The 22,958-nt window shown below is 33.8% G+C and carries 20 protein-coding genes and 1 tRNA gene; 14 read left to right on the top strand and 7 right to left on the bottom strand.

The window, feature by feature from the left end:
* The first annotated feature begins 4 nt into the window (after positions 1–4).
* From FT986_RS09905 to FT986_RS09895, 3 genes are all read left to right on the top strand, one after another.
* A complete protein-coding gene (locus FT986_RS09905) occupies positions 5–1,840 on the top strand; it encodes an ABC transporter ATP-binding protein (RefSeq protein ID WP_147864892.1) in 1,836 nt (611 codons plus the stop codon).
* 75 nt (positions 1,841–1,915) lie between these two features.
* A complete protein-coding gene (locus FT986_RS09900) occupies positions 1,916–2,431 on the top strand; it encodes a DUF2480 family protein (protein ID WP_147864891.1) in 516 nt (171 codons plus the stop codon).
* A 64-nt stretch (positions 2,432–2,495) separates the two neighbouring features.
* Positions 2,496–3,434 carry a DUF3078 domain-containing protein gene (locus tag FT986_RS09895; protein WP_147864890.1) on the top strand — a complete coding sequence of 313 codons (939 nt, stop codon included), beginning with the start codon at positions 2,496–2,498 and terminating at the stop codon, positions 3,432–3,434.
* Positions 3,435–3,468: 34 nt separating this feature from the next.
* On the opposite strand, the gene FT986_RS09890 is transcribed toward FT986_RS09895, so the two are convergent.
* From FT986_RS09890 to FT986_RS09865, 6 genes are all read right to left on the bottom strand, one after another.
* Positions 3,469–3,825 carry a DUF1801 domain-containing protein gene (locus FT986_RS09890; RefSeq protein WP_147864889.1) on the bottom strand — a complete coding sequence of 119 codons (357 nt, stop codon included), beginning with the start codon at positions 3,823–3,825 and terminating at the stop codon, positions 3,469–3,471.
* Positions 3,826–3,829: 4 nt separating this feature from the next.
* Positions 3,830–4,468: a PTS sugar transporter subunit IIC gene (locus FT986_RS09885; protein WP_147864888.1), complete on the bottom strand. Its 639-nt coding sequence runs from the start codon at positions 4,466–4,468 to the stop codon at positions 3,830–3,832.
* Positions 4,469–4,546: 78 nt separating this feature from the next.
* Positions 4,547–8,038: an efflux RND transporter permease subunit gene (locus FT986_RS09880; RefSeq protein WP_147864887.1), complete on the bottom strand. Its 3,492-nt coding sequence runs from the start codon at positions 8,036–8,038 to the stop codon at positions 4,547–4,549.
* Positions 8,039–8,048: 10 nt separating this feature from the next.
* Positions 8,049–9,221: an efflux RND transporter periplasmic adaptor subunit gene (locus FT986_RS09875; RefSeq protein WP_147864886.1), complete on the bottom strand. Its 1,173-nt coding sequence runs from the start codon at positions 9,219–9,221 to the stop codon at positions 8,049–8,051.
* Positions 9,222–9,241: 20 nt separating this feature from the next.
* The gene (locus FT986_RS09870) at positions 9,242–10,591 is read right to left on the bottom strand and encodes a TolC family protein (RefSeq protein ID WP_147864885.1); all 1,350 of its coding nucleotides are present in this window, start codon (positions 10,589–10,591) and stop codon (positions 9,242–9,244) included.
* Positions 10,581–11,192: a TetR/AcrR family transcriptional regulator gene (locus tag FT986_RS09865; RefSeq protein WP_147864884.1), complete on the bottom strand. Its 612-nt coding sequence runs from the start codon at positions 11,190–11,192 to the stop codon at positions 10,581–10,583. Before FT986_RS09865 ends, FT986_RS09870 begins: the two co-directional genes overlap by 11 nt.
* A gap of 207 nt (positions 11,193–11,399) precedes the next feature.
* On the opposite strand from FT986_RS09865, the gene FT986_RS09860 reads away from it, so the two are divergent.
* The 4 genes from FT986_RS09860 (at position 11,400) to FT986_RS09845 (ending at position 17,965) form a co-directional block, all read left to right on the top strand.
* On the top strand, positions 11,400–12,374 hold the full coding sequence (locus FT986_RS09860) for a polyprenyl synthetase family protein (RefSeq protein WP_147864883.1): 975 nt from the start codon (positions 11,400–11,402) through the stop codon (positions 12,372–12,374).
* 136 nt (positions 12,375–12,510) lie between these two features.
* Complete coding sequence (locus FT986_RS09855) at positions 12,511–15,285, top strand: 2-oxoglutarate dehydrogenase E1 component (protein WP_147864882.1); 2,775 nt, start codon at positions 12,511–12,513, stop codon at positions 15,283–15,285.
* A gap of 36 nt (positions 15,286–15,321) precedes the next feature.
* Complete coding sequence (gene odhB, locus FT986_RS09850; protein WP_147864881.1) at positions 15,322–16,566, top strand: 2-oxoglutarate dehydrogenase complex dihydrolipoyllysine-residue succinyltransferase; 1,245 nt, start codon at positions 15,322–15,324, stop codon at positions 16,564–16,566.
* A gap of 166 nt (positions 16,567–16,732) precedes the next feature.
* The gene (locus tag FT986_RS09845) at positions 16,733–17,965 is read left to right on the top strand and encodes a M12 family metallo-peptidase (protein ID WP_147864880.1); all 1,233 of its coding nucleotides are present in this window, start codon (positions 16,733–16,735) and stop codon (positions 17,963–17,965) included.
* 52 nt (positions 17,966–18,017) lie between these two features.
* Here FT986_RS09845 and FT986_RS09840 read toward each other — a convergent pair whose 3' ends face one another.
* Entirely contained in the window at positions 18,018–18,455 is a 438-nt protein-coding gene (locus FT986_RS09840) for a retropepsin-like aspartic protease (RefSeq protein WP_147864879.1), read from the bottom strand.
* A 77-nt stretch (positions 18,456–18,532) separates the two neighbouring features.
* Between FT986_RS09840 and FT986_RS09835 the strand changes: the two genes are divergently transcribed.
* The 7 genes from FT986_RS09835 to FT986_RS09805 all read left to right on the top strand — a co-directional run bounded on the left by FT986_RS09835 (position 18,533) and on the right by FT986_RS09805 (position 22,921).
* On the top strand, positions 18,533–19,306 hold the full coding sequence (locus FT986_RS09835; protein ID WP_147864878.1) for a TatD family hydrolase: 774 nt from the start codon (positions 18,533–18,535) through the stop codon (positions 19,304–19,306).
* A complete protein-coding gene (locus FT986_RS09830) occupies positions 19,306–20,337 on the top strand; it encodes an asparaginase (protein WP_147864924.1) in 1,032 nt (343 codons plus the stop codon). Before FT986_RS09835 ends, FT986_RS09830 begins: the two co-directional genes overlap by 1 nt.
* Positions 20,338–20,416: 79 nt before the next feature.
* Positions 20,417–20,504, top strand: a tRNA-Ser gene (locus FT986_RS09825).
* A gap of 69 nt (positions 20,505–20,573) precedes the next feature.
* On the top strand, positions 20,574–21,368 hold the full coding sequence (locus FT986_RS09820; protein ID WP_147864877.1) for a MotA/TolQ/ExbB proton channel family protein: 795 nt from the start codon (positions 20,574–20,576) through the stop codon (positions 21,366–21,368).
* Positions 21,369–21,397: 29 nt separating this feature from the next.
* Complete coding sequence (locus FT986_RS09815; RefSeq protein WP_147864876.1) at positions 21,398–21,805, top strand: hypothetical protein; 408 nt, start codon at positions 21,398–21,400, stop codon at positions 21,803–21,805.
* A 9-nt stretch (positions 21,806–21,814) separates the two neighbouring features.
* Positions 21,815–22,417 (top strand): biopolymer transporter ExbD, encoded by a 603-nt coding sequence (locus tag FT986_RS09810; protein WP_111540749.1) that lies wholly within the window; start codon positions 21,815–21,817, stop codon positions 22,415–22,417.
* 21 nt (positions 22,418–22,438) lie between these two features.
* Positions 22,439–22,921: a biopolymer transporter ExbD gene (locus tag FT986_RS09805; protein ID WP_111540748.1), complete on the top strand. Its 483-nt coding sequence runs from the start codon at positions 22,439–22,441 to the stop codon at positions 22,919–22,921.
* Positions 22,922–22,958: the final 37 nt, after the last annotated feature.

The following is a 22,958-nucleotide window of genomic DNA, read 5'->3' as shown; positions in this document are numbered from 1 at the left end:
GTAAATGCCAAGAAGAAAATTAAATTCTTTAAAAGAAAAAAACAAAACCAATTTTAAATCATCATTTAATGCCCTTAGTTTTATTCCAAGATTTTTCAAAGAAATCTGGAATATTAACAAAGGGCTTTTTATTATTTCAGCAATTTGCAGGCTTATAGCTGCTTTATTACCTGTCGTTATTTTATGGATAGGAAAAGAAATTGTAGATGAGATATTACTTCAAATAGAGCTTAGCAATCCCGATTATACTCAATTATGGACTTATGTTGCGGTAGAGTTTGGCTTGATTTTACTATCAGAGTTATTTGGTAGAGCAATTTCACTTACAGATGGTCTTTTAGGTGATGAATATAATATTGCCACCTCGGTAAAAATTATAAAGAAAACCAACCAAATCAATATAAGCCAGCTCGAAGATCCCGATTATTACGATAAATTAGAACGAGCAAGAACACAAACTACGGGCAGAGTAGGGTTATTATCTAATGTTCTAGCCCAGGCACAAAGCATCATTACTATTACCTCACTAATTGTAGGACTCATTTACTTTGAGCCGTTACTAATTATTCTGTTAGTGCTTAGTATTATTCCGGCATTTATCAACGAGATTAAATTTAGTCAGCAGCAATACTCTCTAGCCAGAAGCTGGACCTCAGAAAGACGAGAATTAGATTACCTAAGGTTTATTGGTGCCAATAATAAAACAGCTAAAGAAATTAAACTCTTTGGACTAACAGATTTTGTGGTCAATAGATTCAAAAATCTCTCCAATTCGTACTATTTACTTAACAGAAAACTCTCTATAAGAAGAGCCTCCTTAGGCTTTTTATTCAACGTTTTAGGAACGGTTGCTTATTATGGTGCATATGTTTTTATCATTTTTAGAGTATTAACAGGAGTTATTACATTGGGAGAACTTACTTTTCTTTCAGGTTCTTTTAATCGTTTAATGAAAAGCTTACAAGACTTTTTTGCTCGCTTTACGCGGATATCTGAAAGCGCATTATATCTAAAAGATTACTTCGACTTTATAGATATGGAAGTAGAAGACCAGAGTCAAGAAACGATGCCGCTTCCTAAGTCTATTGAAATAGGTTTTGAATTTAGAAATGTTAGATTCGCATATCCCGAGAGTAATTCAGAAGTATTAAAAGGAGTTAATTTTACTCTAAAAGCGGGTGAAAAAATGGCCTTCGTAGGTCAAAATGGCGCAGGTAAAACCACTCTTATTAAACTCATGTTGCGTTTTTATGAACCTACTAGCGGAGAAATTCTCCTTGACGGAATTAATATCAATCAATTTAATAAAGCTGAATATCAAGAATATTTTGGTGTTATTTTTCAAGATTTCTTTAGGTATGAGTTTACGTTAAGAGAAAATATAGCTATTGGTCATATTGATGAAGTAGAAAATTTAGAAAAAATCAAAACTGCTGCTCAATTAAGTTTAGCTAATGAAGTAGTAGGAGATTTAGAGTTTGGTTATGAACAACAATTAGGTAGACGTTTTTCTAACGGAGTTGAACTTTCTGGTGGGCAATGGCAAAAAGTTGCTTTAGCACGAGCTTATATGAAAAGTGCGAAAGTGATGATTTTAGATGAACCCACTTCCGCGCTCGACGCAAAAGCAGAAAGTGAAGTCTTTACTCGTTTTATTGGTCTTACCAAATCAAAAACAAGCATAATTATTTCTCACCGTTTTAGCACCGTTCGTCAAGCAGATAAGATTGTAGTACTAAAAGAAGGTAAAATATTAGAAGTGGGTACGCATATAGAATTAATGCAAAATAAATTGTTGTATTCAGAACTGTTTACATTACAAGCTGAAGGTTATAAGTAAACTTCTTAATCTTTGATTAGGGACAAGATTTTAAATTTCACTTAGGAGTAAATTTATATTTGGTATTTTTGCAGTATGGAAGAAGAAATTATAAATAGAGTAGCAAATAGTAAACTAGTCACCGTTAATTTAGAAGACTATTATTTATCAGGACAACGCCAACAAATAGATATTAGTGCTTGGCTTTATGAAGGTTTTGTGCTTCGTGAAAAAGATTTTAGGGCTACCTTAAAAGATCAAGATTGGTCGAGCTATAAAGATTCTTTTGTGGCTCTTTATTGTAGTACAGATGCAATTATTCCTTCATGGGCTTATTTGTTGATAACTACTTACCTTCAGCCTTATGCAAAAAAAGTAGTTGTAGGAGATTTACGAGAACTAGAATCTATTCTTTATGCAGAAAAACTTCAGCTAGAAAATTGGTCAGCTTTTAAAGATCAAATGGTAATTATAAAAGGATGTAGTAATCTTCCGGTCCCAGAGAATGCCTATTTATTATTGGCTCAGTACCTTCAGCCAGAGGTGAAAAGTCTTATGTTTGGAGAAGCCTGTTCTTCTGTTCCTCTTTATAAAAAGCCAAAGATGTCTTAGGTTTATTTTCTCTAAAGGCTTAAAAGACTTAAATTTGCAAAAAAATAAAAATATTTATTGCGACATGAAAAAATTACTATTTACTTTCTTAGTATTACTAACAGCTAATCAAATTACGTATTCACAAGAAGAACAAGCAGAAGAAAGACCTGATGGTTGGAAAGGTTCTGGAGCTGTTTCTCTATTGTTTAATCAAGCAGCTTTTAATGCAGAGTGGCAAGGAGGAGGGACTTCTAACTATGCAGGAAACCTTAACTTGAGCTATGATTTAAACTATAAAAAGGGAGATTTTACTTGGGATAACCGATTAATCGCAGATTACGGTTTAACGAAAGTAAAAGATCAAGAGTTTACTCGTAAAACAAATGACCGTTTAGAGATAAATTCTATTGCTGGAAAACAAGTAAAAGAAAGCAATTGGTATTATTCATTCTTTATGAATTTTAAAACTCAATTTGCAAAAGGTTACGAATATAGTACTGTAGATGTTTTAGATCCTATTACAGGTAATGTAATTGGTGAAGAAGAAATAAGAACTGAAACAACTCATTTCTTATCTCCAGGTTATTTACAAGCAGGTCCTGGCATGCTATGGAAAAAAGATGATAATTTAAGTGTAAACATTGCTCCTGCAACAGGAAGACTTATTTTTGTTGATGATGCATTTACTACTACTCCAGGTTATACAGATGGTGATTACTTTGGTGTAGATCAAGGTAAGTCTACAAGATTTGAATTTGGTGCTTCTGTGAATGTGTATGCTAAATTTACTGTCGCAGAAAATGTTACTTTTGAAAATATTTTAAATCTATATGCTAATTATTTAGAAGATCCACAGAATGTAGATTTAGATTATACAGGGAATATCAATATGAAAGTAAACGATTACCTTTCAGCGAGCTTTATTTTTCAAGCTATTTATGATGATAATGCTGTTAAAGGGTTTCAAATTAGAGAAGTTTTGGGTGTTGGTCTAACTTATAAGCTTAACGCAGCTAACTAATTTTTGAAGATATCATATATAAAAAAGCTTCCGATTAACGGAGGCTTTTTTTATGCAGATTTATAGCAGCGTCGAGTAGCGTATGAATGGTTTTTAAAGGAAGGTCTTGATTGGAGTCTATTCTCAATATTTTCATTCGAGAGCGGGTGCCTTTTTCTAATTGTGGGTAATCTAAAAGATTTCCATCTACAAATAAAATATAGGGTTCTTCTGTATGTTTATCTGTCCATAAATAACAGAACATTTTATTTTTATAGCAAAAACACGGCATTCCATATTTTTTAGTTTCCGTTATATCGCAGTTTAAATCCAAGATAATTTTCCGTAAAGCCAATAAGCAACTCCTATTGGGTTCTTCTTTGTTTAAATAAAAATTATCTAGATTGTTCATTTATCTAAGCAATTTTCTTCCCTTTTTTATTCATAACCATCTTCATGGTATATCCAAACCCGAATCCAGCTATTATCCAAATAGGAATAGCGGTAAGTATCGATTTGGTTGGGGTATCTTCTCCAGACATTAGCGGAAAGATAAAATTCATAATAACAAACATACACAGACCCCACATTAAGCCAATTTTAATCCAGCCACCATTTTCATAAGGATTGGGGATGCTTTCTAAATCTAAATTTTTAAACCGATGAGGTTGCTTTTCTAACCATTTCTTTTTTAAGGAAATTTTAAACCATCCCCATAACGGAAATGTAATTGCTAAAAATATAAAACTTGTAGCATTCGTTAAGCACGGAATTATATTCTCGCAGGTAGGACAAAATAAACCAAACCAATTTTTAAAAGCAGTTTTGTTTTGTGTAGACCAAGTTCTATGGTCGTGAAAAGTATTGCAATGTGGACATGGAATAAAGCTTCTTTCTGCCAAAGATTTTTCTGAAGTTTTATCTACTAGACTAATTTTAGGAACTTTCATTCCTAACAAGATTTCATTTATAGCTAAGCCTGGATTAATGATGTAGTGAAGCATCATCCAGTTCTTCCACGTGTAGACTTTGTACTTGTTTTTATCAAAATTCATAAAAGCAATTTTCTCAAAAGTAAAAAAAAAGGGAAAACAAATATTTATTTTCCCTTTACTGAATTATTACAATTTAAATTATGAATTTGAAGAACCTTGTAACTTTTTTCCTCTTTTTTGTCTCAACCACATTTTCAATTTCATAGATAAGAAAAACAAAATAGGAACTACAATTAGGGTTAAGAAGGTTGCAATTAAAAGTCCGTAGATAACTGTCCAAGCTAAAGGTCCCCAGAATACAACATTGTCACCTCCCATATAGATATTAGCATCAAAATCTGCAAATAAGGTAAAGAAGTTGATGTTTAATCCTATGGCTAAGGGTATTAATCCTAATATGGTCGTAATGGCCGTTAACAATACAGGGCGTAAACGAGCTTTACCTGCTTTAACAATGCTTTCATAAAGATCTTTATTTTCTAAAAAGTCATCGTTATCTAGATCTAAATCATTTTTCCTTCTGTCTATTAACAGTTGTGCATAATCGAGTAAAACTACCCCGTTGTTCACTACAATTCCGGCAAGTGAAATAATACCTACCATAGTCATCATAATCACAAAGGCACTTCCCGTAATTACAATACCACCAAATACACCAATAAAACTCAAGAAGATAGCCAACATAATAATCGCTGGTTTTGAAATTGAGTTAAACTGAAATATTAAAATGAAGAAAATAAGTCCTAATCCTGTGAAAAATGCACCCATTAAAAAGGTCATCTGCTTATTTTGCTCTTCAATTTGTCCGGTATAATCAATCTTGATATCTTGTGGTAGACCTTCATAACTTTTCATTTCATTTTGAATTTGTGTTACGATGGCTCCTGCATCTGTATAACCTGGTGATAAAGCAGAGTAAACGGTTACTACACGTTTGGTATCTTTATGCTTAATAGCGCTAAACCCAGAGTTATTCTCGTGTCTTGCAACCGCAGATACAGGAATACTCTTTAATTGCCCAGTATTATCTCTAAAGGTTATATTCTGATTGAATAAGGCGCTTGTGTTATATCTATTCTCTTCATTAAAACGAACATAAATATCGTAATCATCTCCATCTTCCTTATAAATCCCCGCTTTAGCTCCAAATATAGAATTTCTAAGTTGTTGTCCTACTTGAGAAGCGCTAATACCTAATTCCCCCGCTTTTTCTCTGTCAACAACCACTTGCATGCTTGGTTTGTCTTTGTTAACGTCTATTTTTAATTCATCAATACCTGCAATATTTTTGGTATTGATAAATTCACGCATTTTTTCCGCAGTAGCGATTAATTCGTTGTAGTCACTACCTTCAATTTCGATATTAATAGGAGAACCCGCCGGTGGTCCATTAGCATCTTTTTCAACAGAAATTAAAACCCCAGGATAAATGCCTACTAATGCTTTCTGAACTTTTTGACGTAAAAGTTCACTGTCCTCACCTCGGCGATACTTATACTCACGCATAGAGGCTGTAATTTTTGCTTTATGAGGCATTTCGGCAGAAGAACCACCGTCTGTTTGCGGGTTACCAGCTCCTTCACCTACCTGAGATACGGCACTTTCAACTAAGAAATTATAATTACCGTCTTTATATTGATCATCATCTAATACGTCATAAACCCTTTTTTCTATCTCTTTAGTAATGGCATTGGTTTTCTCAATAGCAGTTCCTTGGGGATATTCTATATAAACAATAATCTGATTAGGTTTGTTATCTGGAAAAAATTCAACTTTTGTTCTTTGAGTAGCTAATGACGCGCCAAAGGTTACAAAAGCAAGAATCAACGTGATGAAGGTTCCTATACTTAAAATATAAGGTTTTTTGCCAGAAAGAGCTCTTCTCAATTGGCGTTCGTACCAATTCTCTAATTTCACCAATGTTCTATTTTGAAAAGTATTTGCCCATTTTCTCAGGATTAAGCGATAAACCCATAACATGATGGCTGTGAAGACCATTAGAGATCCTAAGCCGCTATAATCGCCACCAAAAATTAGGATGAGAATACCAATGACTGCCATAATGATGGTTGTTCTTACAATTTTATGAAGAGGCATATCTTTATCTTCAATACTCATAAATTGAGATACCAAAACAGAATTGAAGAAAATAGCTACAAATAAGGAAGAGCCTAAAACTACCGAAAGTGTAATAGGTAAAATCATCATAAACTCACCCATAATCCCTGGCCATAGACCTAATGGTATAAAGGCTGCTACAGTAGTTGCGGTAGATATGATAATAGGAAAAGCAATTTCTCCAATACCTTTTTTTGCAGCTTGAAATCTACTCATCCCCTCTTCTTCCATAAGACGATAAACATTTTCTACCACCACAATTCCGTTATCAACTAGCATCCCAAGTCCCATAATTAATCCGAAAAGAACCATGGTGTTTAAACTTTGTCCCAGTAACTCTAATATCATAAGAGACATAAACATGGACATTGGTATTGCAAATCCAACGAAAATCGCGTTTTTAAACCCTAAAAAGAACATTAAAACGGTCACTACTAAAATGACTCCAAAAATGATATTGTTGACCAAATCATCCACCTGTCCTATGGTAACCGAAGATTGATCGTTGGCAATAGTCACCGTTAAATCTTGTGGGAATGTATTTTCAATAGCATCTTGAACAATAACTTGCACCTGCTCTGCTGCTGCAACCATGTTTTTACCTGCACGCTTTTTTACATCTAGCATTACTACGGGATGTCCAAACTCACGCGCATAAGTGGTTTTGTCTTCCTCGTGAAATGAAACCGTAGCCACATCTTTAAGATAAATGGCGTTTCCGTTTTCAGCTTTTACAACAAAATTTTCTAATTCACTAGGATCATCAATTTCACCTAAAATACGAATGGTGCGACGTTGACCGCTGGCTTTTAAATTTCCAGCAGACATCGTAACATTTCCATTATTAATGGCTCCAATAATGTCATTAAAGGTAACATCGGCAGCCATCATTTTATAGATGTCAACTGCTACTTCTACCTCTTTTTCTTGCGCCCCACGAATGTCTGCTTGTTTAATTTCTTGAATATCTTCAATCTCATCTTGAAGATGCTCGGCATATTCTTTTAATTTTTCAATGGTGTAATCTCCAGAAATATTAATGTTAAGTATGGGCATCTCTTCAGATAAACTCAATTCAAATACATCAGGTTCTACCTTAGCTCCGTTAAAGGTCGGCCAATCTTCACCAGCAGTTTCGGTGTCTATTTCATCTTTTACTTTTTGTTTAGCTTGCTCAACACTTATGTTTTCATCAAACTCCACGATAATCATCCCATAATCTTCTTGAGAAGTTGAGGTGATTTCAACAACATTACTTACCGTTTTTAGTTTATCTTCTAACGGATCTGTAATAAGTTTCTCTATATCTTCTGCAGTGTTACCTGGAAATACAGAGCTCACATAAATTTTAGTTTCATTAACCTCGGGGAAGTTTTCTCTTGGCATGCTAAAAAAAGCAGAAACCCCCAAATAGAAAATCACTGCGATTAAAACATACATCGTAGTTTTATTTTCTATTGCCCAAGATGATAAACCAAATTCTTTATCGACTTGTTTTTTCTTTTTTGTCATTTTCTTTGGTTTAGTAGTTGATCACTTTTACTGTTTGGCCATCTTTAACACTACGCGCTCCTTCTTGAACGATCTCTACATCGTTATCTATACCTTCAAGTACTTCAATAACATCTCCCTGTGTTTTTCCTGTCTTAATGATCACTCTTTCTGCAACGCCTTCATCATTCGCATTTTTTTCATTAACAACATAAACATACTGTTCACCTTCAGCATTTTCAGAAATAATACTTTGCGGAATTAAAATAGCATTCTCATTCGTGTAATCATTAATTTTTAGTTTTGCTGTTAAGTTAGGCTTGATGTTCTTTTCATTATTAGGAATAGCCACTTCAACTTTAAAGGTTCTATTTGCTGGATTAATAAAATCTCCTGCTTGTCTAATTTCTGTATCGATACTTTTTCCTAAAACAGGAAACTCAACTTTTACTTGTTTACCTCTTGTGACATCGGTAATGTAACGCTCTGGAATATCTGTTTCAATGTACATATCTTTTAAGCTTACAATTCGCATTAACTGTGTTTGTCCAGCAGCAACTACACTTCCTTGTTCTGTAATTACATCATCAATAGTTCCTGTAAAAGGAGCCTTTACCGTAGTTTTTGCTATTTGTTGTTTTAATTGATTAACAGCTTCACTCTGTGCTTCATAAGTAGATTTTGCTTGTAGGTATTTAATTTCACTACCAATGTTTTGATCCCATAAACGTTTTTGACGTTCGTAAGTGGTTTTAGCTAAATCGGCTTCAATTTGTAACTGAGCTAATTGTTGGCTTAAACCACCATCATCTATTTTTGCAAGGGTTTGTCCTTTTGCTACTTTTTGCCCTTCTTTCACATACACATTCGTAAGAATACCATTATATTCTGGCGTAATAACTAATAAGTTTTTGGTAGTAACGTTTCCTTGAATTTCTAATACGTGATTAAAAACTTCTTCTTTTGCTGTTAGGGTAGTAATTAAAGGAACGTGTTTTATGGTATCTATTTTTGATATCGCTTGATCTAACCTTTTTATTTTTTCTTGAACAGCTTGTTGTTCATCTACTAATTCTGAGCGTTTTTGGCGAATAGTTTCTAGGTTGTTACTTTCTAGAACACGTTCTACAGAATTTCTTTTATTCTCTCCACCGCAGGAAACCAATAAAAGAGTGACGATTAATAGGGAATATATATGTTTCATTGTATGATTTTTTAGATTGATTAGTTTAATGGTACGGTATTTAAAATAGTTTCTAAAGCTGCTTTCTTGTTTATTACTTCGAGCATAGACTCTAGAAATTCTTGTTGTGTTTGGTATAATTGTGTTTGAGCTTGACGAAGTTCGAAACTCGTTGCTAAACCTTCAGTAAATTTAATCTGGTTTTTGTTTTCAATACGCTCAGCTAATTTTAGGTTTTGTTTTGCAGTTTGATAATTTTCAATAGCAAATTGATAATCATTTTTAGCTCTATCTATTTGTAAACGTATTTGTTCTTTAGCTTGATCAAATTGAGTTTCGGCTTGGTCTAGAGCAATTCTAGCTTGGGCTGTTTTTGCGCTTCGTTTTAATGAACTAAATATTGGAATGTTAAGGCTTACTCCCCAAATAGAAGATTGAAACCATTGTTGGTTATCGTTTAAAAAAGTAAACTTTTCGCTATTTGCTGTTGTCCCATAATTGAGAAAAGTAGTAAGTCTTGGTAAGGCTTTTGTGCGTTCTAAGTTATATTCGTGTTCTCTTTGTTCAATTAAATTTTGAGCTAATTTATAATCGAGGTTTTCCTCAATTGAACCTTCAGTGTTCATTAGGGTAAGACTAATGTTCTCTTCAGCTAGATTATCTAAATCTTCCGTTAAGGTAATTTCGTGAACTAAAGGAATTCCTAAAGTTAGGTTAAGCATTTCTTGTGTAATTCCTACTAATCGCTTGGCATTATTTAATTGATTGGTGATTTGTAACAAGGTAATTTGCAGTTGCTCAACAGCTTCTTCTTCTTGTAAACCATTTTCAAATATTTCCTTAGTTTCATCATAGTTCTTTTGTAACGTGGTTTGGTTACTTTCTAGAATAGTCACTAATTCTTGAGCTAAAAGTACATTCCCATAAGCGTCAATAACACTTTTTCTAACCTCTAAAAGGGTTTTTTGTGTGGTGGTATTGGTATAATCTAGAAAAGTTTTAGAAGCTCTCAAGGCCACTAAATAAGAACCATCAAATAATAGTTGTGTAGCTGTGGCAGTTGCACTTAGATTTTGTTTGGTTCCAAACTGTACAGGAATAAATGTTCCTGGAGGACCTCCTGTAATTTCGGCTGGTAGAAGTTGTACAGGTCGCTTTAGGTTGTTTTGATAATCTATATTAGCATCAATTTGCGGTAATCCATCTGCTGTAGTTTCCCACTTTCTTTTTATGGCAGCTTCAATATCTCTTCTTGCATTTATTGCATTGTAACTGCTGTCTATAGCATATTCTATAGCTTCCTCTAAGCTAAAGCTGTATTCCTTTTGTTCTTCTTGCGCGAAGAATGTAAAGGATACGAAAAATAATAAACAGGTGAGTTTAATTTTCATGAATTTGTTTTTTTGCTAGTTTTTCTAAAATGATTTGTCCTTTTGCAGAAACGATTCCGCGCATGTGATATTCTAAAAAGTGTTTGATTAAAACTGAAATAGGATAGCTTTCTTCGGGGAAGTATTCACTGTTTTTAATCCCTTCCAACATCATAAAATAAAAGCGATAAACTATATCTACTATCAGGTCTTCTCTGTAAAGTCCTTCTTCAATTCCTCTATTGAGGTTGTTGACAATAGTTTCTTTCATTCTATCCATTTTACAATTGCGCATATTTGCTTCAATATTTGGATAGTATTTTTTTAACTGATATTGGGGAGAAGATTTTTCCTCTCGCAATCGACTCAATATATATTTGTGTATATATAAGATCTCTTGAATGGGGTTATGATCTTCAGCAATGATTTCATCAATCCCTTCAGTAATACAATTAAAAAGTTCCATCGAACACACTTCGACCAATTTCGATTTGGTTTTAAAATGTGCGTAGATCGTTTTTTTTGATATTCCTAGGTTCTCAGCAATATCATCCATAGTAACGCTTTTAAAACCAAGTTCTAAAAACATTTCAGTTGCTTTATTTAAAATTTGTTCTCTCATAATCGCCGCAAAAGTATAACAGAAACTTTTAATACTGAAAAAGTTTCCATAGTTTTTTAGTTAATATTTCTACAATTTTTCTGAGTGGTAATTTTAGCTAGAGTCTTACTGGTTAGATAGGCGAATAACTATAAGAATAAAAAGTAAGGTGTTGCTTTGTTGAAATTATTCCAATTATGGTATTTTAGCCAAAATTTTAGGATAGGCATGAAAGAAATTAGCATTTATAGAGAAGAATTTTTAACGTATTTAGAGAGCATGTTAACTCGTAAGGAGCCTGCAAATTTATACGATCCAATGCGTTATATTCTAAAATTAGGAGGTAAAAGATTGCGTCCTATATTAGTGATGATGTCTGCAGATGCCTTTGGAACAGACACTCAAAAAGCTCTAGATGCTGCTCTAGCCGTAGAAATTTTTCATAACTTTTCTTTAGTTCACGATGACATCATGGATGATGCTCCGTTAAGAAGAGGAAAAAAGACAGTACACGAGAAATGGGACATCAATACAGGAATTCTATCTGGAGATGCCATGTTAATTAATGCTTATCAACTTTTTGAAAGTTACGAAGGTGATCAATTTAGAAAATTAGCAAAGTTGTTTACTAAAACTGCTATCGAAGTTTGTGAAGGACAACAGTATGATATCGATTTTGAAACAAGAGATGATGTAACTTTATCAGAGTATTTACATATGATAAAATACAAAACAGCAGTTTTAGTAGGTGCGGCTTTAGAAATGGGTGCTATTGTAGCAAATGCAAATGAGGTGTGCACTCAACAAATTAATGAGTACGGTTGCTTGCTAGGAGTAGCGTTTCAATTACAAGATGATTATTTAGATGCTTTTGGCGATGCTGAAACTTTTGGAAAACAAATAGGAGGAGATATTATTGAGAATAAAAAAACCTTTCTTTACTTAAAAGCGCTAGAGGAAAGCTCTTCTGTAGAAGCTAGGCAGTTGCAGCATTTATATACTATTGCTCCAGAAAATCCAGAGCAAAAAATCGAAACTGTAAAGCAGTTATTTATAGATAGTGGAGCGGCTAGTTTAGCTAAAGCGGAAATAGAAAAATACACGCAAAAAGCATTTGATGTTTTAGAGAATATGAACATTTCTGAAGCTAAGAAAAAACCGTTTAAGGAGTTTGGAGAATTACTGATGACAAGATCAGTTTAAGGTGTAAAATACGCTTTAACGTATTTTAACAGTAAAACTTATGGCCTATAAGAGAATTTTATAGTTTGAGGAGGGCTATATTTAGTAAAAATTGTATTTTTGAAGTGTTTTTAAAACACAACAGTATATTCCTCTTATGGATCAATTTTCATTTCTAAATGCGGCACACACCGCATATTTTGCAGAATTATATGATCAATATCTGCAATTTCCCGATAGTGTAGAACCTAGTTGGAGAGCCTTTTTTCAAGGATTTGATTTCGGTAAAACGTTTGACGACCAAGATGTAGACTCACCTTCACAGCAAAATGCGACTTCCTCTAGTCAAGGAGTTGATATTCCTGAAAGCGTATTTAAGGAGTTTAGAGTAGTGCAATTAATCGATGGTTATAGAACCAGAGGTCACTTGTTTACGAAAACAAACCCTGTACGAGAAAGAAGGAAATATGAGCCAACCTTAGCCATTGAGAATTTTGGTTTGTCTAATGCAGACTTAGACACTAAGTTTTCTGCAGGAGAAATATTAGACTTAGGGAAAGCTAGTTTAAAAGAAATCATAGGTCACTTAGAGAAGATTTATTGTAGCTCTATAGGGATTGAGTACATGTATATTAAGAGTCCAGAAGAAATAGAATGGATTCAGAAAAGACTTAATATAAATGAAAATCATCCTGAATTTTCAGCAGAAAAGAAAAAGCAAATCCTTAAGAAATTAAATGAAGCTGTTTCTTTTGAATCATTTTTACATACTAAATATGTAGGTCAAAAAAGATTTTCATTAGAAGGGGGAGAGAGCTTAATTCCGGGATTAGATGCTTTAATCGAGGAGGCTGCAGAAAAAGGAGTTAAAGAATTTGTCATGGGAATGGCCCATAGAGGACGTTTAAGTACTTTGGCAAATATTTTCGGTAAAAGTCCTAAAGATATATTTAGTGAATTTGACGGTAAAGATTACGAGCAAGAAGTATTTGATGGAGATGTAAAATACCATTTAGGTTGGACTTCTTGTCGTCGCACAGATAGCGGAAAAGGAATATTATTGAATATTGCTCCAAACCCATCTCACTTAGAGACGGTTGGTCCCGTGGTTCAAGGTATTGCTAGATCAAAACAAGATAGGCATTATTTGGATAATCCAAAAAGTGTACTTCCCATTATAGTTCATGGGGATGCTGCTATTGCAGGTCAGGGTGTGGTTTATGAAACCGTACAAATGGCACAATTAGATGGTTATAAGACAGAGGGAAGTATTCATATTGTGGTTAATAATCAAATTGGTTTTACCACTAATTACTTAGATGCAAGATCGTCTACATATTGTACAGATGTTGCTAAAGTAACATTATCTCCAGTATTGCACGTAAATGCAGATGATGCTGAAGCTGTAGTTCATGCGATGTCTTTTGCTCTAGATTTTAGAATGAAATTTGGTAGAGACGTATTTATAGATCTTTTAGGATATAGAAAATATGGTCATAATGAAGGAGATGAACCAAGATTTACGCAGCCAAAATTATACAAAGCGATTTCTAAACATAACAACACCAGAGATATCTATGCAAAAGAACTTGTGGAGCAAGGTATCATTGAAAAAAGTTATGTAGATGAGATTGAGAAAAAATATAAAGACGAGTTAGAGCAAGATTTAGAGAAATCTAGAAAAGAAGAAACTACCATTATCACTCCAATAATGCAAGAGGAATGGGAAGGTTATACCTACGGAACAGAATCTGATATGATGGAAGCTGTTGATACTTCTTATGATTTAGAAAAACTAGATCAATTAGCTCAAACCATTACTTCTTTACCAGAGGATAAAAAATTCTTACGTAAAGTAACTAAGCTTATCAAAGCTAGAAATGACATGTACTTTGAGAAGAATAGTTTAGACTGGGGTATGGGAGAACTTCTTGCCTATGCTACCCTATTAGAAGAAGGACACGATGTAAGAATGACGGGGCAAGATGTTGAAAGAGGTACTTTTTCACATAGACACGCAGTGTTAAAAGTAGAAGAAAGCGAAGAAGAGGTTAACTTACATAATCAAATATCAAAAGATCAAGGTCATTTCTATATTTATAATTCTTTACTCTCAGAGTATGGAGTTGTTGGGTTTGACTATGGTTATGCGATGGCAGATCCCAATGTATTGACAATTTGGGAAGCTCAATTTGGAGACTTTAGTAATGGAGCGCAGATTGTAATTGACCAATATATTTCTGCTGCTGAAGATAAGTGGAAATTACAAAACGGATTGGTGATGTTGCTTCCGCACGGTTATGAAGGACAGGGAGCAGAACACTCTTCGGCAAGAATGGAGAGATATTTACAGCTTTGTGCAAAGGACAATATGTATATTGCAAATTGTACTACGCCTGCCAATTTCTACCACTTATTAAGAAGGCAAATAAAGACAGCTTTTAGAAAACCATTAATTGTTTTTACTCCTAAAAGCTTATTGCGACATGCAAAAGTAACTTCTACTAAAGAAGAGCTAGCAACTGGTTCTTTTCAAACTTTGATAGATGATAAGGAAGTAAAGCCAGAAAATGTAAAAACACTAGTTTTCTGTATGGGGAAATTCTATTACGACTTATTAGCTAAGCGTGAAGAATTAGAAAGAAATGATATCGCTTTAGTGAGATTAGAGCAGTTATTCCCATTACCAACTTCTAGAATTCACGAAGTTATCAATAAATATGAAAATGCAGACGATATCGTTTGGGCACAAGAAGAACCAAGAAATATGGGAGCTTGGAGCCATTTACTGCTTCACTTAGATGATGCTCGTAAATTTAGAGTTTGTAGTAGAAAGTTTTACGGCTCACCTGCAGCGGGTAGTTCAGTAAGATTCAAGAGAAGGCACGAAAGAGTAATCGAAAGTGTTTTTGATAAAACAATAAATGATTAATAGTTAAAAAATACGATTCCGAAATAAATAGAAATTATGGCTTTAGAAATGAAAGTCCCTTCACCGGGAGAGTCGATTACAGAAGTTGAAATAGCACAATGGTTGGTAGAAGATGGAGATTATGTAGAAAAAGACCAAGCAATAGCCGAAGTAGATAGCGATAAAGCTACTTTAGAATTACCTGCAGAAGCAAGTGGTATTATTACGCTTAAAGCGGAAGAAGGAGATGCCGTTCAAGTGGGGGAAGTAGTTTGCTTAATTGATACAGATGCAGAAAAGCCAGGAGGTGATTCTTCAGATAAAAAAGAAGAAGATTCAAAAGAAGATAAGGATAAAGCTGAAGCAAAAACAGAAACCCCTTCTAAGCCTTCTACGCCAGATCAAAAACAAGACGATAAAAATTACGCTAGCGGAACACCTTCGCCTGCAGCCAAAAAGATTTTATCAGAAAAAGATATGGACGCTAAAGATGTTCAAGGATCTGGTAAAAACGGGAGAGTAACTAAAGAAGATGCGGTTAATGCTAAACCTTCTATGGGAACTCCAGGTAATGGAACTAGAAGTGAGTCTAGATCTAAAATGTCTATGCTACGTCGTAAAGTAGCAGAGCGTTTAGTAAGTGCTAAGAATGAAACGGCTATGCTTACTACCTTTAACGAGGCAGATATGTCGGCTATTTTCAATCTAAGAAAAGAATACAAAGAAGACTTCAAAGCTAAACACGGGGTAGGACTAGGATTTATGTCTTTCTTTACTTTAGCGGTAGTAAGAGCATTAGATATCTATCCTGCTGTAAATAGTATGATCGATGGTAAAGAAATGATTACTTACGATTATAAAGACATTAGTATTGCAGTTTCTGGACCAAAAGGATTAATGGTTCCTGTAATGAGAAACGTAGAGAACCTTACGTTTAGAGGAGTAGAAAATGAAGTAAAGCGTTTAGCGCTTAAAGCTAGAGATGGTAAGATCACGGTAGATGAAATGACTGGTGGTACGTTTACTATTTCTAACGGAGGAGTATTCGGATCAATGCTTTCAACGCCAATCATCAATCCACCACAAAGTGGAATCTTAGGAATGCACAATATTATTGAGCGTCCTGTAGCAATTGATGGAAAAGTAGAAATACGACCAATGATGTATTTAGCACTTTCTTATGACCATAGAATTATCGATGGAAAAGAATCTGTTGGTTTCTTAGTGGCAATTAAGGAAGCTTTAGAAAGCCCAGAAGAATTGTTAATGGATAACAATGTTAAGAAAGCTTTAGAGCTTTAAAACGATAAAACATAAATTTGTAAAAACCGCTTTCAATGATTTGAAAGTGGTTTTTTTGTAGCCTCAATTTCATAAATGTCGTTTAACCTTATTTATTGTAATTTAACGTTTAAGCTGTAATTTTTTTAATATATTGTTAACTAATTTTAAATAAAAGCCAGTTATTATGAGAAAAATTACATTTTTATTATCAAGTTGTTTTTTACTGTTATTTCTTCATTCCTGTTCTTCTGATTATTTGGACGAAGAAAACTCAAATAATGTAGATGCTACAACAGAAGTAGATTTAAGTAAGTTAGATACTTTTATAGGAAATTATGAAATTATAGAGCTTAATAATCAAGATTTATTAGAATATACTCTTAACCAAGGAAAAGCTAATTCTTTTACCTTAGATCTAAAAATTGAATCTTTTCCTAATTGGGTGTTTGATGTAGGTTATATAGAGGTATATGATGAAAACTACAAAGCTTATGAGTCTGATGAAAGTGGAAACTGGATAGAAGTTTCTCCAGGAAGATCAGATACTTACCATGGTAATAGCAAAGACATGAAATCTAATGCCATTTTTTCAGTTAACGATAATTATCTTTCAGGATTGATTTTCACGGGTACTGAAGAATATGTTTTAGATCCTGTAAATTTGTATGTAGAAAACGCTTCACCAAATTTGTACATCATTTATAAGCCAAAAGACGATTTAGTTGAGAAAAGCTTGTTCTGTGATAATCCTGATATAATTTCTGATAAAGCCAATTTAGGAGAAACCTCTAATAGACAAATGGCTAACTGTAGAGAATTGAGTATTTCTTATGTAGCAGATTACCATTATTATGTGAACAGAGGAGGTTCTAGTACAACCGCGACTAGAAATTTTATTAATGATAGAATAAAATTTGCCAGTTATAGATACTGGTCTTATAACGATTATCCATTATATTTTTGGTTATTTAGCAGTGCTGTCAAAACAAATCTGACAAACCAGCCAAGCACGGCTACTAATACAAGTGATGCGTTGTCTCAGTGGAGATCCTATGGTCAAGATGGAAATATTTCTGTTGGTGATGCTCAAATTTTGTTTGCAGGAAGGGATTTTGGAAGTTCATTTGGTAGAGCTTATACTGGTACCACATGTAAAACCACTTTTTGGACTGGAAAAAGAACGGCATACGCAATAGTAACCAATTCGTCATCGGCTTCGACTTCTAGTGTATGGAATAAAGTAGTAGCACATGAGGTAGGTCATAATTTGAATGGTAGCCATACTACAACGGGATTTATGAAACAAGGAGATCATTCTAACAGTACTATGTCTAGTACTACGGTAAGTGAGTTTGATAATTATATATCTAACAACAATGGTTGTATGCCTTTAAAAACTTGTGCGGGTTGGCGATAAGATAATTTAATATTCAAGAAAAAACCGTCTAGTTATAAAACTGGACGTTTTTTTATTTCAAATACAAGCAATTGCTTTTATAATCAATCACTGCCTTTCCTTTCTCTAACATATCTGCACCAATGATGCCGTGTACTTGGTCAGCGTTATGGTTTTCTAAGGCTTGGTTCACATGGCTTAGATCAAACAAAACCAAACTCACTTTTTTCTTTTTCCAATCTTTAATCTTTAATTCGTTTTTTAAGGATACTTGGGTAAGCATATCTGTAGCTCCTGCTCCAGCGGCCTTTACATCACTTTCTTCTGCGAAAAGTTTGAAATATTCGGCAGTGTCAAGTCCCACGCAAGAACTAGAAGCGCCTGTATCTAAAATAAAATTACCTTCAACTTTGTTGATTTTGGCTTTTAACTCTAAATGGCTGGTGGCAGTAGTTTTTAATTTAATGCGGGTGTAGCCTTTTTCCTTCATTAATTTTCTTAGCGTAGACATTCTTCTTTTTTTAGCAAAGATAGCCGAACAAAATCAATTAGTTTTGCAAAACAAATTCAGGTTTTAAATTTTGTTTTATGAAGTTGATAGATACCCATACTCATTTATATAGCGACGCTTTTGCAGAAGATAGACAAGAAATGGTGCAAAGAGCTTTAGAAAAAGGAGTGCAGCAATTCTTTTTGCCCGCCATTGATAGTGAAACTACCCAGGCGATGTACGATTTAGAAAAGCAGTTTCCTAAAGAAATGCATTTAATGATGGGGCTTCATCCTACTTCCGTTAAGGAAAATTATAAAGAAGAATTGCAGCATGTAAAAGATCAATTTGCACAAAGAGATTTTTGTGCCGTTGGAGAAATTGGTATCGATTTGTATTGGGATAAATCTACCTTAGAAATTCAACAAGATGCTTTTAAAGAACAAATAAAATTAGCGAAAAGTAAAGATTTGCCTATCGTAATTCATTGTCGTGATGCTTTCGATGAGATTTTTGAAGTGCTGGAAGAAGAAAATGATGAAAAGCTTTACGGAATTTTTCACTGTTATACAGGAAATGAGGAACAAGCAAACCAGGCTTTGTCTTATAATATGAAGTTAGGAATAGGTGGAGTAGTGACCTTTAAAAATGGAAAGATAGATCAGTTTTTAGAAAATATTCCTTTAGAACACATCGTTTTAGAGACTGATGCTCCTTATTTATCACCCAAACCTTTCCGCGGTAAGCGAAATGAAAGTAGTTATGTGGTTTATGTGGCCGAGAAACTATCGGAAATTTATAACTTGCCAGTTGAAAAAATTGCAGAAATCACTACAAAAAATGCTTTAGAAACATTCAAAATCTATAAATGATGCAAGAAAATAATTCTAAGATTTTATTGATTTATACCGGGGGAACCATTGGTATGATAAAAGATTTTGAAACCGGGGCTTTGGTAGCCTTCAATTTTGACGAATTACTGCAAAATATTCCTGAGTTAAAGTTACTAGAGCACACTATAGAAACAACAGATTTTGGAGAGCCTATAGATTCTTCAAATATGAATCCGATGTATTACGGGAGAATTGTTGAGGTGATCGAAAAGAACTACGACGATTATGATGGTTTTGTTGTTTTACATGGAAGTGATACGATGTCTTATTCCGCTTCAGCGATAAGTTTTATGTTAGAGAATCTCAATAAACCTATTATTTTTACCGGTTCCCAACTTCCTATTGGAGATTTAAGAACCGATGCTAAAGAGAATTTAATTACTTCAATTCAATTAGCAGGTCTAAAAGAGCACGGGAAAAATGTAATTACAGAAGTAGGTTTGTACTTTGAGTATAAGTTGTATAGAGCTAATAGGACGACAAAAATCAATTCAGAAAATTTTCATGCTTTTGCTTCTTTAAATTATCCTGCTCTAGCAGAATCGGGTGTCAACCTGTTGGTAAATAAAACAATTCTTAAAAAACCTAACCGTAGAAAGGACCTTATTGTTCATAAAGAATTAGATGATAATGTTATAATTTTGAAGCTATTTCCTGGAATTAATGAGCATATGGTGTCTCATTTATTGTCTGCAAAAAAATTAAAAGCCATAGTTTTAGAAACCTACGGGAGTGGAAATGCTTGTACAGAAGATTGGTTTTTAGACCTATTAAAAAAAGCGATAAAAAACGATATTAAGATTGTGAATGTAACGCAATGTGCTGGAGGTAGTGTAATTATGGGGCATTATGAAACGAGTACACAGCTAAAAAAAATCGGAGTAATTTCGGGTAAAGATATTACTACAGAGGCTGCTGTGGCAAAATTAATGTATTTAGTGCCAAAAGATTTGTCTCCAAAAGTCTTTAAGACTATATTTGAAACATCGCTAAGAGGAGAAATGGCATAAAATTAACGCCACATATTTTTGTGACTTATTTTTTTTTTGTTATTTGGCACTTCGTTTCGGCAATCGTAACGGATATAATAGAGAGGTGGCCGAGCGGTCGAAGGCGCACGCCTGGAAAGTGTGTATACGTCAAAAGCGTATCGAGGGTTCGAATCCCTTCCTCTCTGCTGTTTAAAATGAACGATAATTTTTATATATTTAAACCTTTAACTAATAATTAATTAAGACAACAAGTAATGAAAAGATTATTTTCTATTCTGGTAATCGCAACAATTATGGTCTTTGGTGGCCTTACTGTCAACGCGACTAATAGTGTAAATGCATTGCCATCAGTAACTTCGAATATTATTCAAGACGAAGATGAAGCAGGAACCGCAGTTCAAGAAGAAGAAAGCTTAGGTTTTCATCAAGAGCTTAAAAAGCGTTTTATAGAAGGTGGTGCCGGTTTTATGGGGATCGTTCTTTTATGTTTGATTCTTGGTTTAGCGATTGCAATTGAAAGAATTATTTACTTAAACCTTTCTACAACTAATTCTAAGAAATTAGCACAAGATGTAGAAGATGCTTTAAATAGTGGTGGTGTAGAAGCTGCAAAAGAGGTTTGTAGAAATACAAAAGGACCTGTTGCATCTATTTACTACCAAGGTTTAGATAGAGCAGACGAAAGTGTAGATGCGGCTGAAAAAGCAGTTGTTGCTTACGGTGGAGTTCAAATGGGGCAATTAGAAAAGAATGTTTCTTGGGTTTCTTTATTTATTGCTTTGGCACCAATGCTTGGTTTCATGGGTACAGTAATTGGGATGATTCAAGCATTTGATAAGATTGAAGCGGCAGGAGATATGCAGCCTTCATTAGTTGCAGGTGGTATTAAAGTAGCACTTTTAACAACTGTATTTGGTCTTATTGTAGCAATTATTCTTCAGATTTTTTATAACTACATTATCGCAAAAATCGATAGTATCGTTAACGATATGGAAGATGCATCTATTACTTTAATAGATATCTTAGTAGATTACAAGAGAAGAAAGTAATTGAGTAATTAACCTATAATACAACTATAATGGTATTACATAAAATTTTAAAAATACTAACTCTAATAATTGGTGTGGTTGCATTGGTTATGGGAATATGGTTATTTGCTTCAGACAATCAATCTTTAGTACAGCCTTTAATGATGTTGGCTTATGTTGTTGTTGCAATTGTTTTAGTACTAGTTGCTGCTTTCGTAGTGAAAGATCTATTCTCGGGTAACGTAAAGAACACCCTAATTTCTGTTGGAGCTTTTGTATTAATCGTAGCAATCGCATATTTTATTTCTGATGGTACTGCTACAGAGATGAAGAATGGAGAAATGCTTACTGCTAACGAATCTCAATGGATTGGAGCAGGATTAAGAACATTCTATATTCTAGCTGCAATTGCGGTAGGAGCAATGATTTTTTCAGGAATTAAAAAATTAATTAAGTAAGATTTAAGTATGGCAAAGAGAAATGCACCAGAAGTGAATGCAGGTTCGATGGCAGATATTGCTTTCTTACTGCTTATCTTCTTCTTGGTGACAACTACTATAGAAACCGATGCAGGTATCAATAGTAAATTGCCACCAATTGAAGACATACCAGAAGATCCACCACCACGTAAGGAAAAGAATATCTTTATAGTGTTGGTAAACCAAAATGAGGAATTATTGGTTGAGGAAGAAAGAATGGAACTTGGTAACTTAAGACAAGCCGCAATAGACTTCTTAGATAACGGAGGAGGAGATTGTAATTATTGTCAAGGTCGTAGAGATCCTGCTTCTTCAGATAATCCATTAAAAGCAGTAATTTCTTTACAAAACGATAGAGAAACGGAGTATGGCGCATATATCGCTGTACAAAATGAATTGGTTGCAGCCTTTAACTTTTTAAGAAATAGAGAGGCCAATCGTTTATTCGGTACATCTTTTGTTCAAATGGAGAAAAACTTTAACGACTCTGAGTATAGAGGAAGTAAAGATAAGCTTGAAGAAGATATAAAAACCATTAGAGATATGTTTCCTTTAAATCTATCGGAAGCTGAACCTAAGGAGAGAGAATAAAAAGACAAATAAAGATTCATTATGTCTAAATTTAAAAAGAAAAAAAGTGGAGATTTACCTGCAATATCAACGGCTTCATTGCCAGATATTGTATTTATGTTGCTATTCTTCTTCATGGTTGCAACCACGATGAGAGATACCACTTTAATGGTTAAAAATGAATTACCTTTTGCAGATCAGGTTGAAAAACTTGAAAAGAAAGATTTGGTTATGTATATCTATGCAGGAAAGCCTAGTGAGCGTTATCAAAGGCAATTTGGTAAAGAAGCCCGTGTTCAGTTAAATGATAAGTTTGCAGATGTTTCAGAAATCAAAGAATTTATCATCTCTGAAAGAGAATCAAAAAGAGAAGAGTTACAGAATTTATTGACAACTTCTCTTAAAATTGATACCGAAACTAATATGGGAATTGTAGCCGATATTAAATATGAATTGAGAAAAGCTGAAGCTTACAGAGTAAATTACACTACGAAGAAAGGATCAGCTACTCAAAATATGCAATAATAAGTTTTTTACTTGTAATAGAAAAAACATCCAATTT

Origin of the sequence: Mesonia sp. K4-1 (genome assembly GCF_008017825.1) — a bacterium.
GTDB lineage: Bacteria > Bacteroidota > Bacteroidia > Flavobacteriales > Flavobacteriaceae > Mesonia.
This window is presented reverse-complemented; position numbering and strand designations above follow the sequence as displayed.

Coding starts and splice junctions, on each gene's coding strand:
- FT986_RS09905 (WP_147864892.1), top strand. CDS start 5: ATGCCAAGAAGAAAATTAAATTCTTTAAAAGAAAAAAACAAAACCAAT.
- FT986_RS09900 (WP_147864891.1), top strand. CDS start 1,916: ATGGAAGAAGAAATTATAAATAGAGTAGCAAATAGTAAACTAGTCACC.
- FT986_RS09895 (WP_147864890.1), top strand. CDS start 2,496: ATGAAAAAATTACTATTTACTTTCTTAGTATTACTAACAGCTAATCAA.
- FT986_RS09890 (WP_147864889.1), bottom strand. CDS start 3,825: ATGAACAATCTAGATAATTTTTATTTAAACAAAGAAGAACCCAATAGG.
- FT986_RS09885 (WP_147864888.1), bottom strand. CDS start 4,468: ATGAATTTTGATAAAAACAAGTACAAAGTCTACACGTGGAAGAACTGG.
- FT986_RS09880 (WP_147864887.1), bottom strand. CDS start 8,038: ATGACAAAAAAGAAAAAACAAGTCGATAAAGAATTTGGTTTATCATCT.
- FT986_RS09875 (WP_147864886.1), bottom strand. CDS start 9,221: ATGAAACATATATATTCCCTATTAATCGTCACTCTTTTATTGGTTTCC.
- FT986_RS09870 (WP_147864885.1), bottom strand. CDS start 10,591: ATGAAAATTAAACTCACCTGTTTATTATTTTTCGTATCCTTTACATTC.
- FT986_RS09865 (WP_147864884.1), bottom strand. CDS start 11,192: ATGAGAGAACAAATTTTAAATAAAGCAACTGAAATGTTTTTAGAACTT.
- FT986_RS09860 (WP_147864883.1), top strand. CDS start 11,400: ATGAAAGAAATTAGCATTTATAGAGAAGAATTTTTAACGTATTTAGAG.
- FT986_RS09855 (WP_147864882.1), top strand. CDS start 12,511: ATGGATCAATTTTCATTTCTAAATGCGGCACACACCGCATATTTTGCA.
- odhB (WP_147864881.1), top strand. CDS start 15,322: ATGGCTTTAGAAATGAAAGTCCCTTCACCGGGAGAGTCGATTACAGAA.
- FT986_RS09845 (WP_147864880.1), top strand. CDS start 16,733: ATGAGAAAAATTACATTTTTATTATCAAGTTGTTTTTTACTGTTATTT.
- FT986_RS09840 (WP_147864879.1), bottom strand. CDS start 18,455: ATGTCTACGCTAAGAAAATTAATGAAGGAAAAAGGCTACACCCGCATT.
- FT986_RS09835 (WP_147864878.1), top strand. CDS start 18,533: ATGAAGTTGATAGATACCCATACTCATTTATATAGCGACGCTTTTGCA.
- FT986_RS09830 (WP_147864924.1), top strand. CDS start 19,306: ATGCAAGAAAATAATTCTAAGATTTTATTGATTTATACCGGGGGAACC.
- FT986_RS09820 (WP_147864877.1), top strand. CDS start 20,574: ATGAAAAGATTATTTTCTATTCTGGTAATCGCAACAATTATGGTCTTT.
- FT986_RS09815 (WP_147864876.1), top strand. CDS start 21,398: ATGGTATTACATAAAATTTTAAAAATACTAACTCTAATAATTGGTGTG.
- FT986_RS09810 (WP_111540749.1), top strand. CDS start 21,815: ATGGCAAAGAGAAATGCACCAGAAGTGAATGCAGGTTCGATGGCAGAT.
- FT986_RS09805 (WP_111540748.1), top strand. CDS start 22,439: ATGTCTAAATTTAAAAAGAAAAAAAGTGGAGATTTACCTGCAATATCA.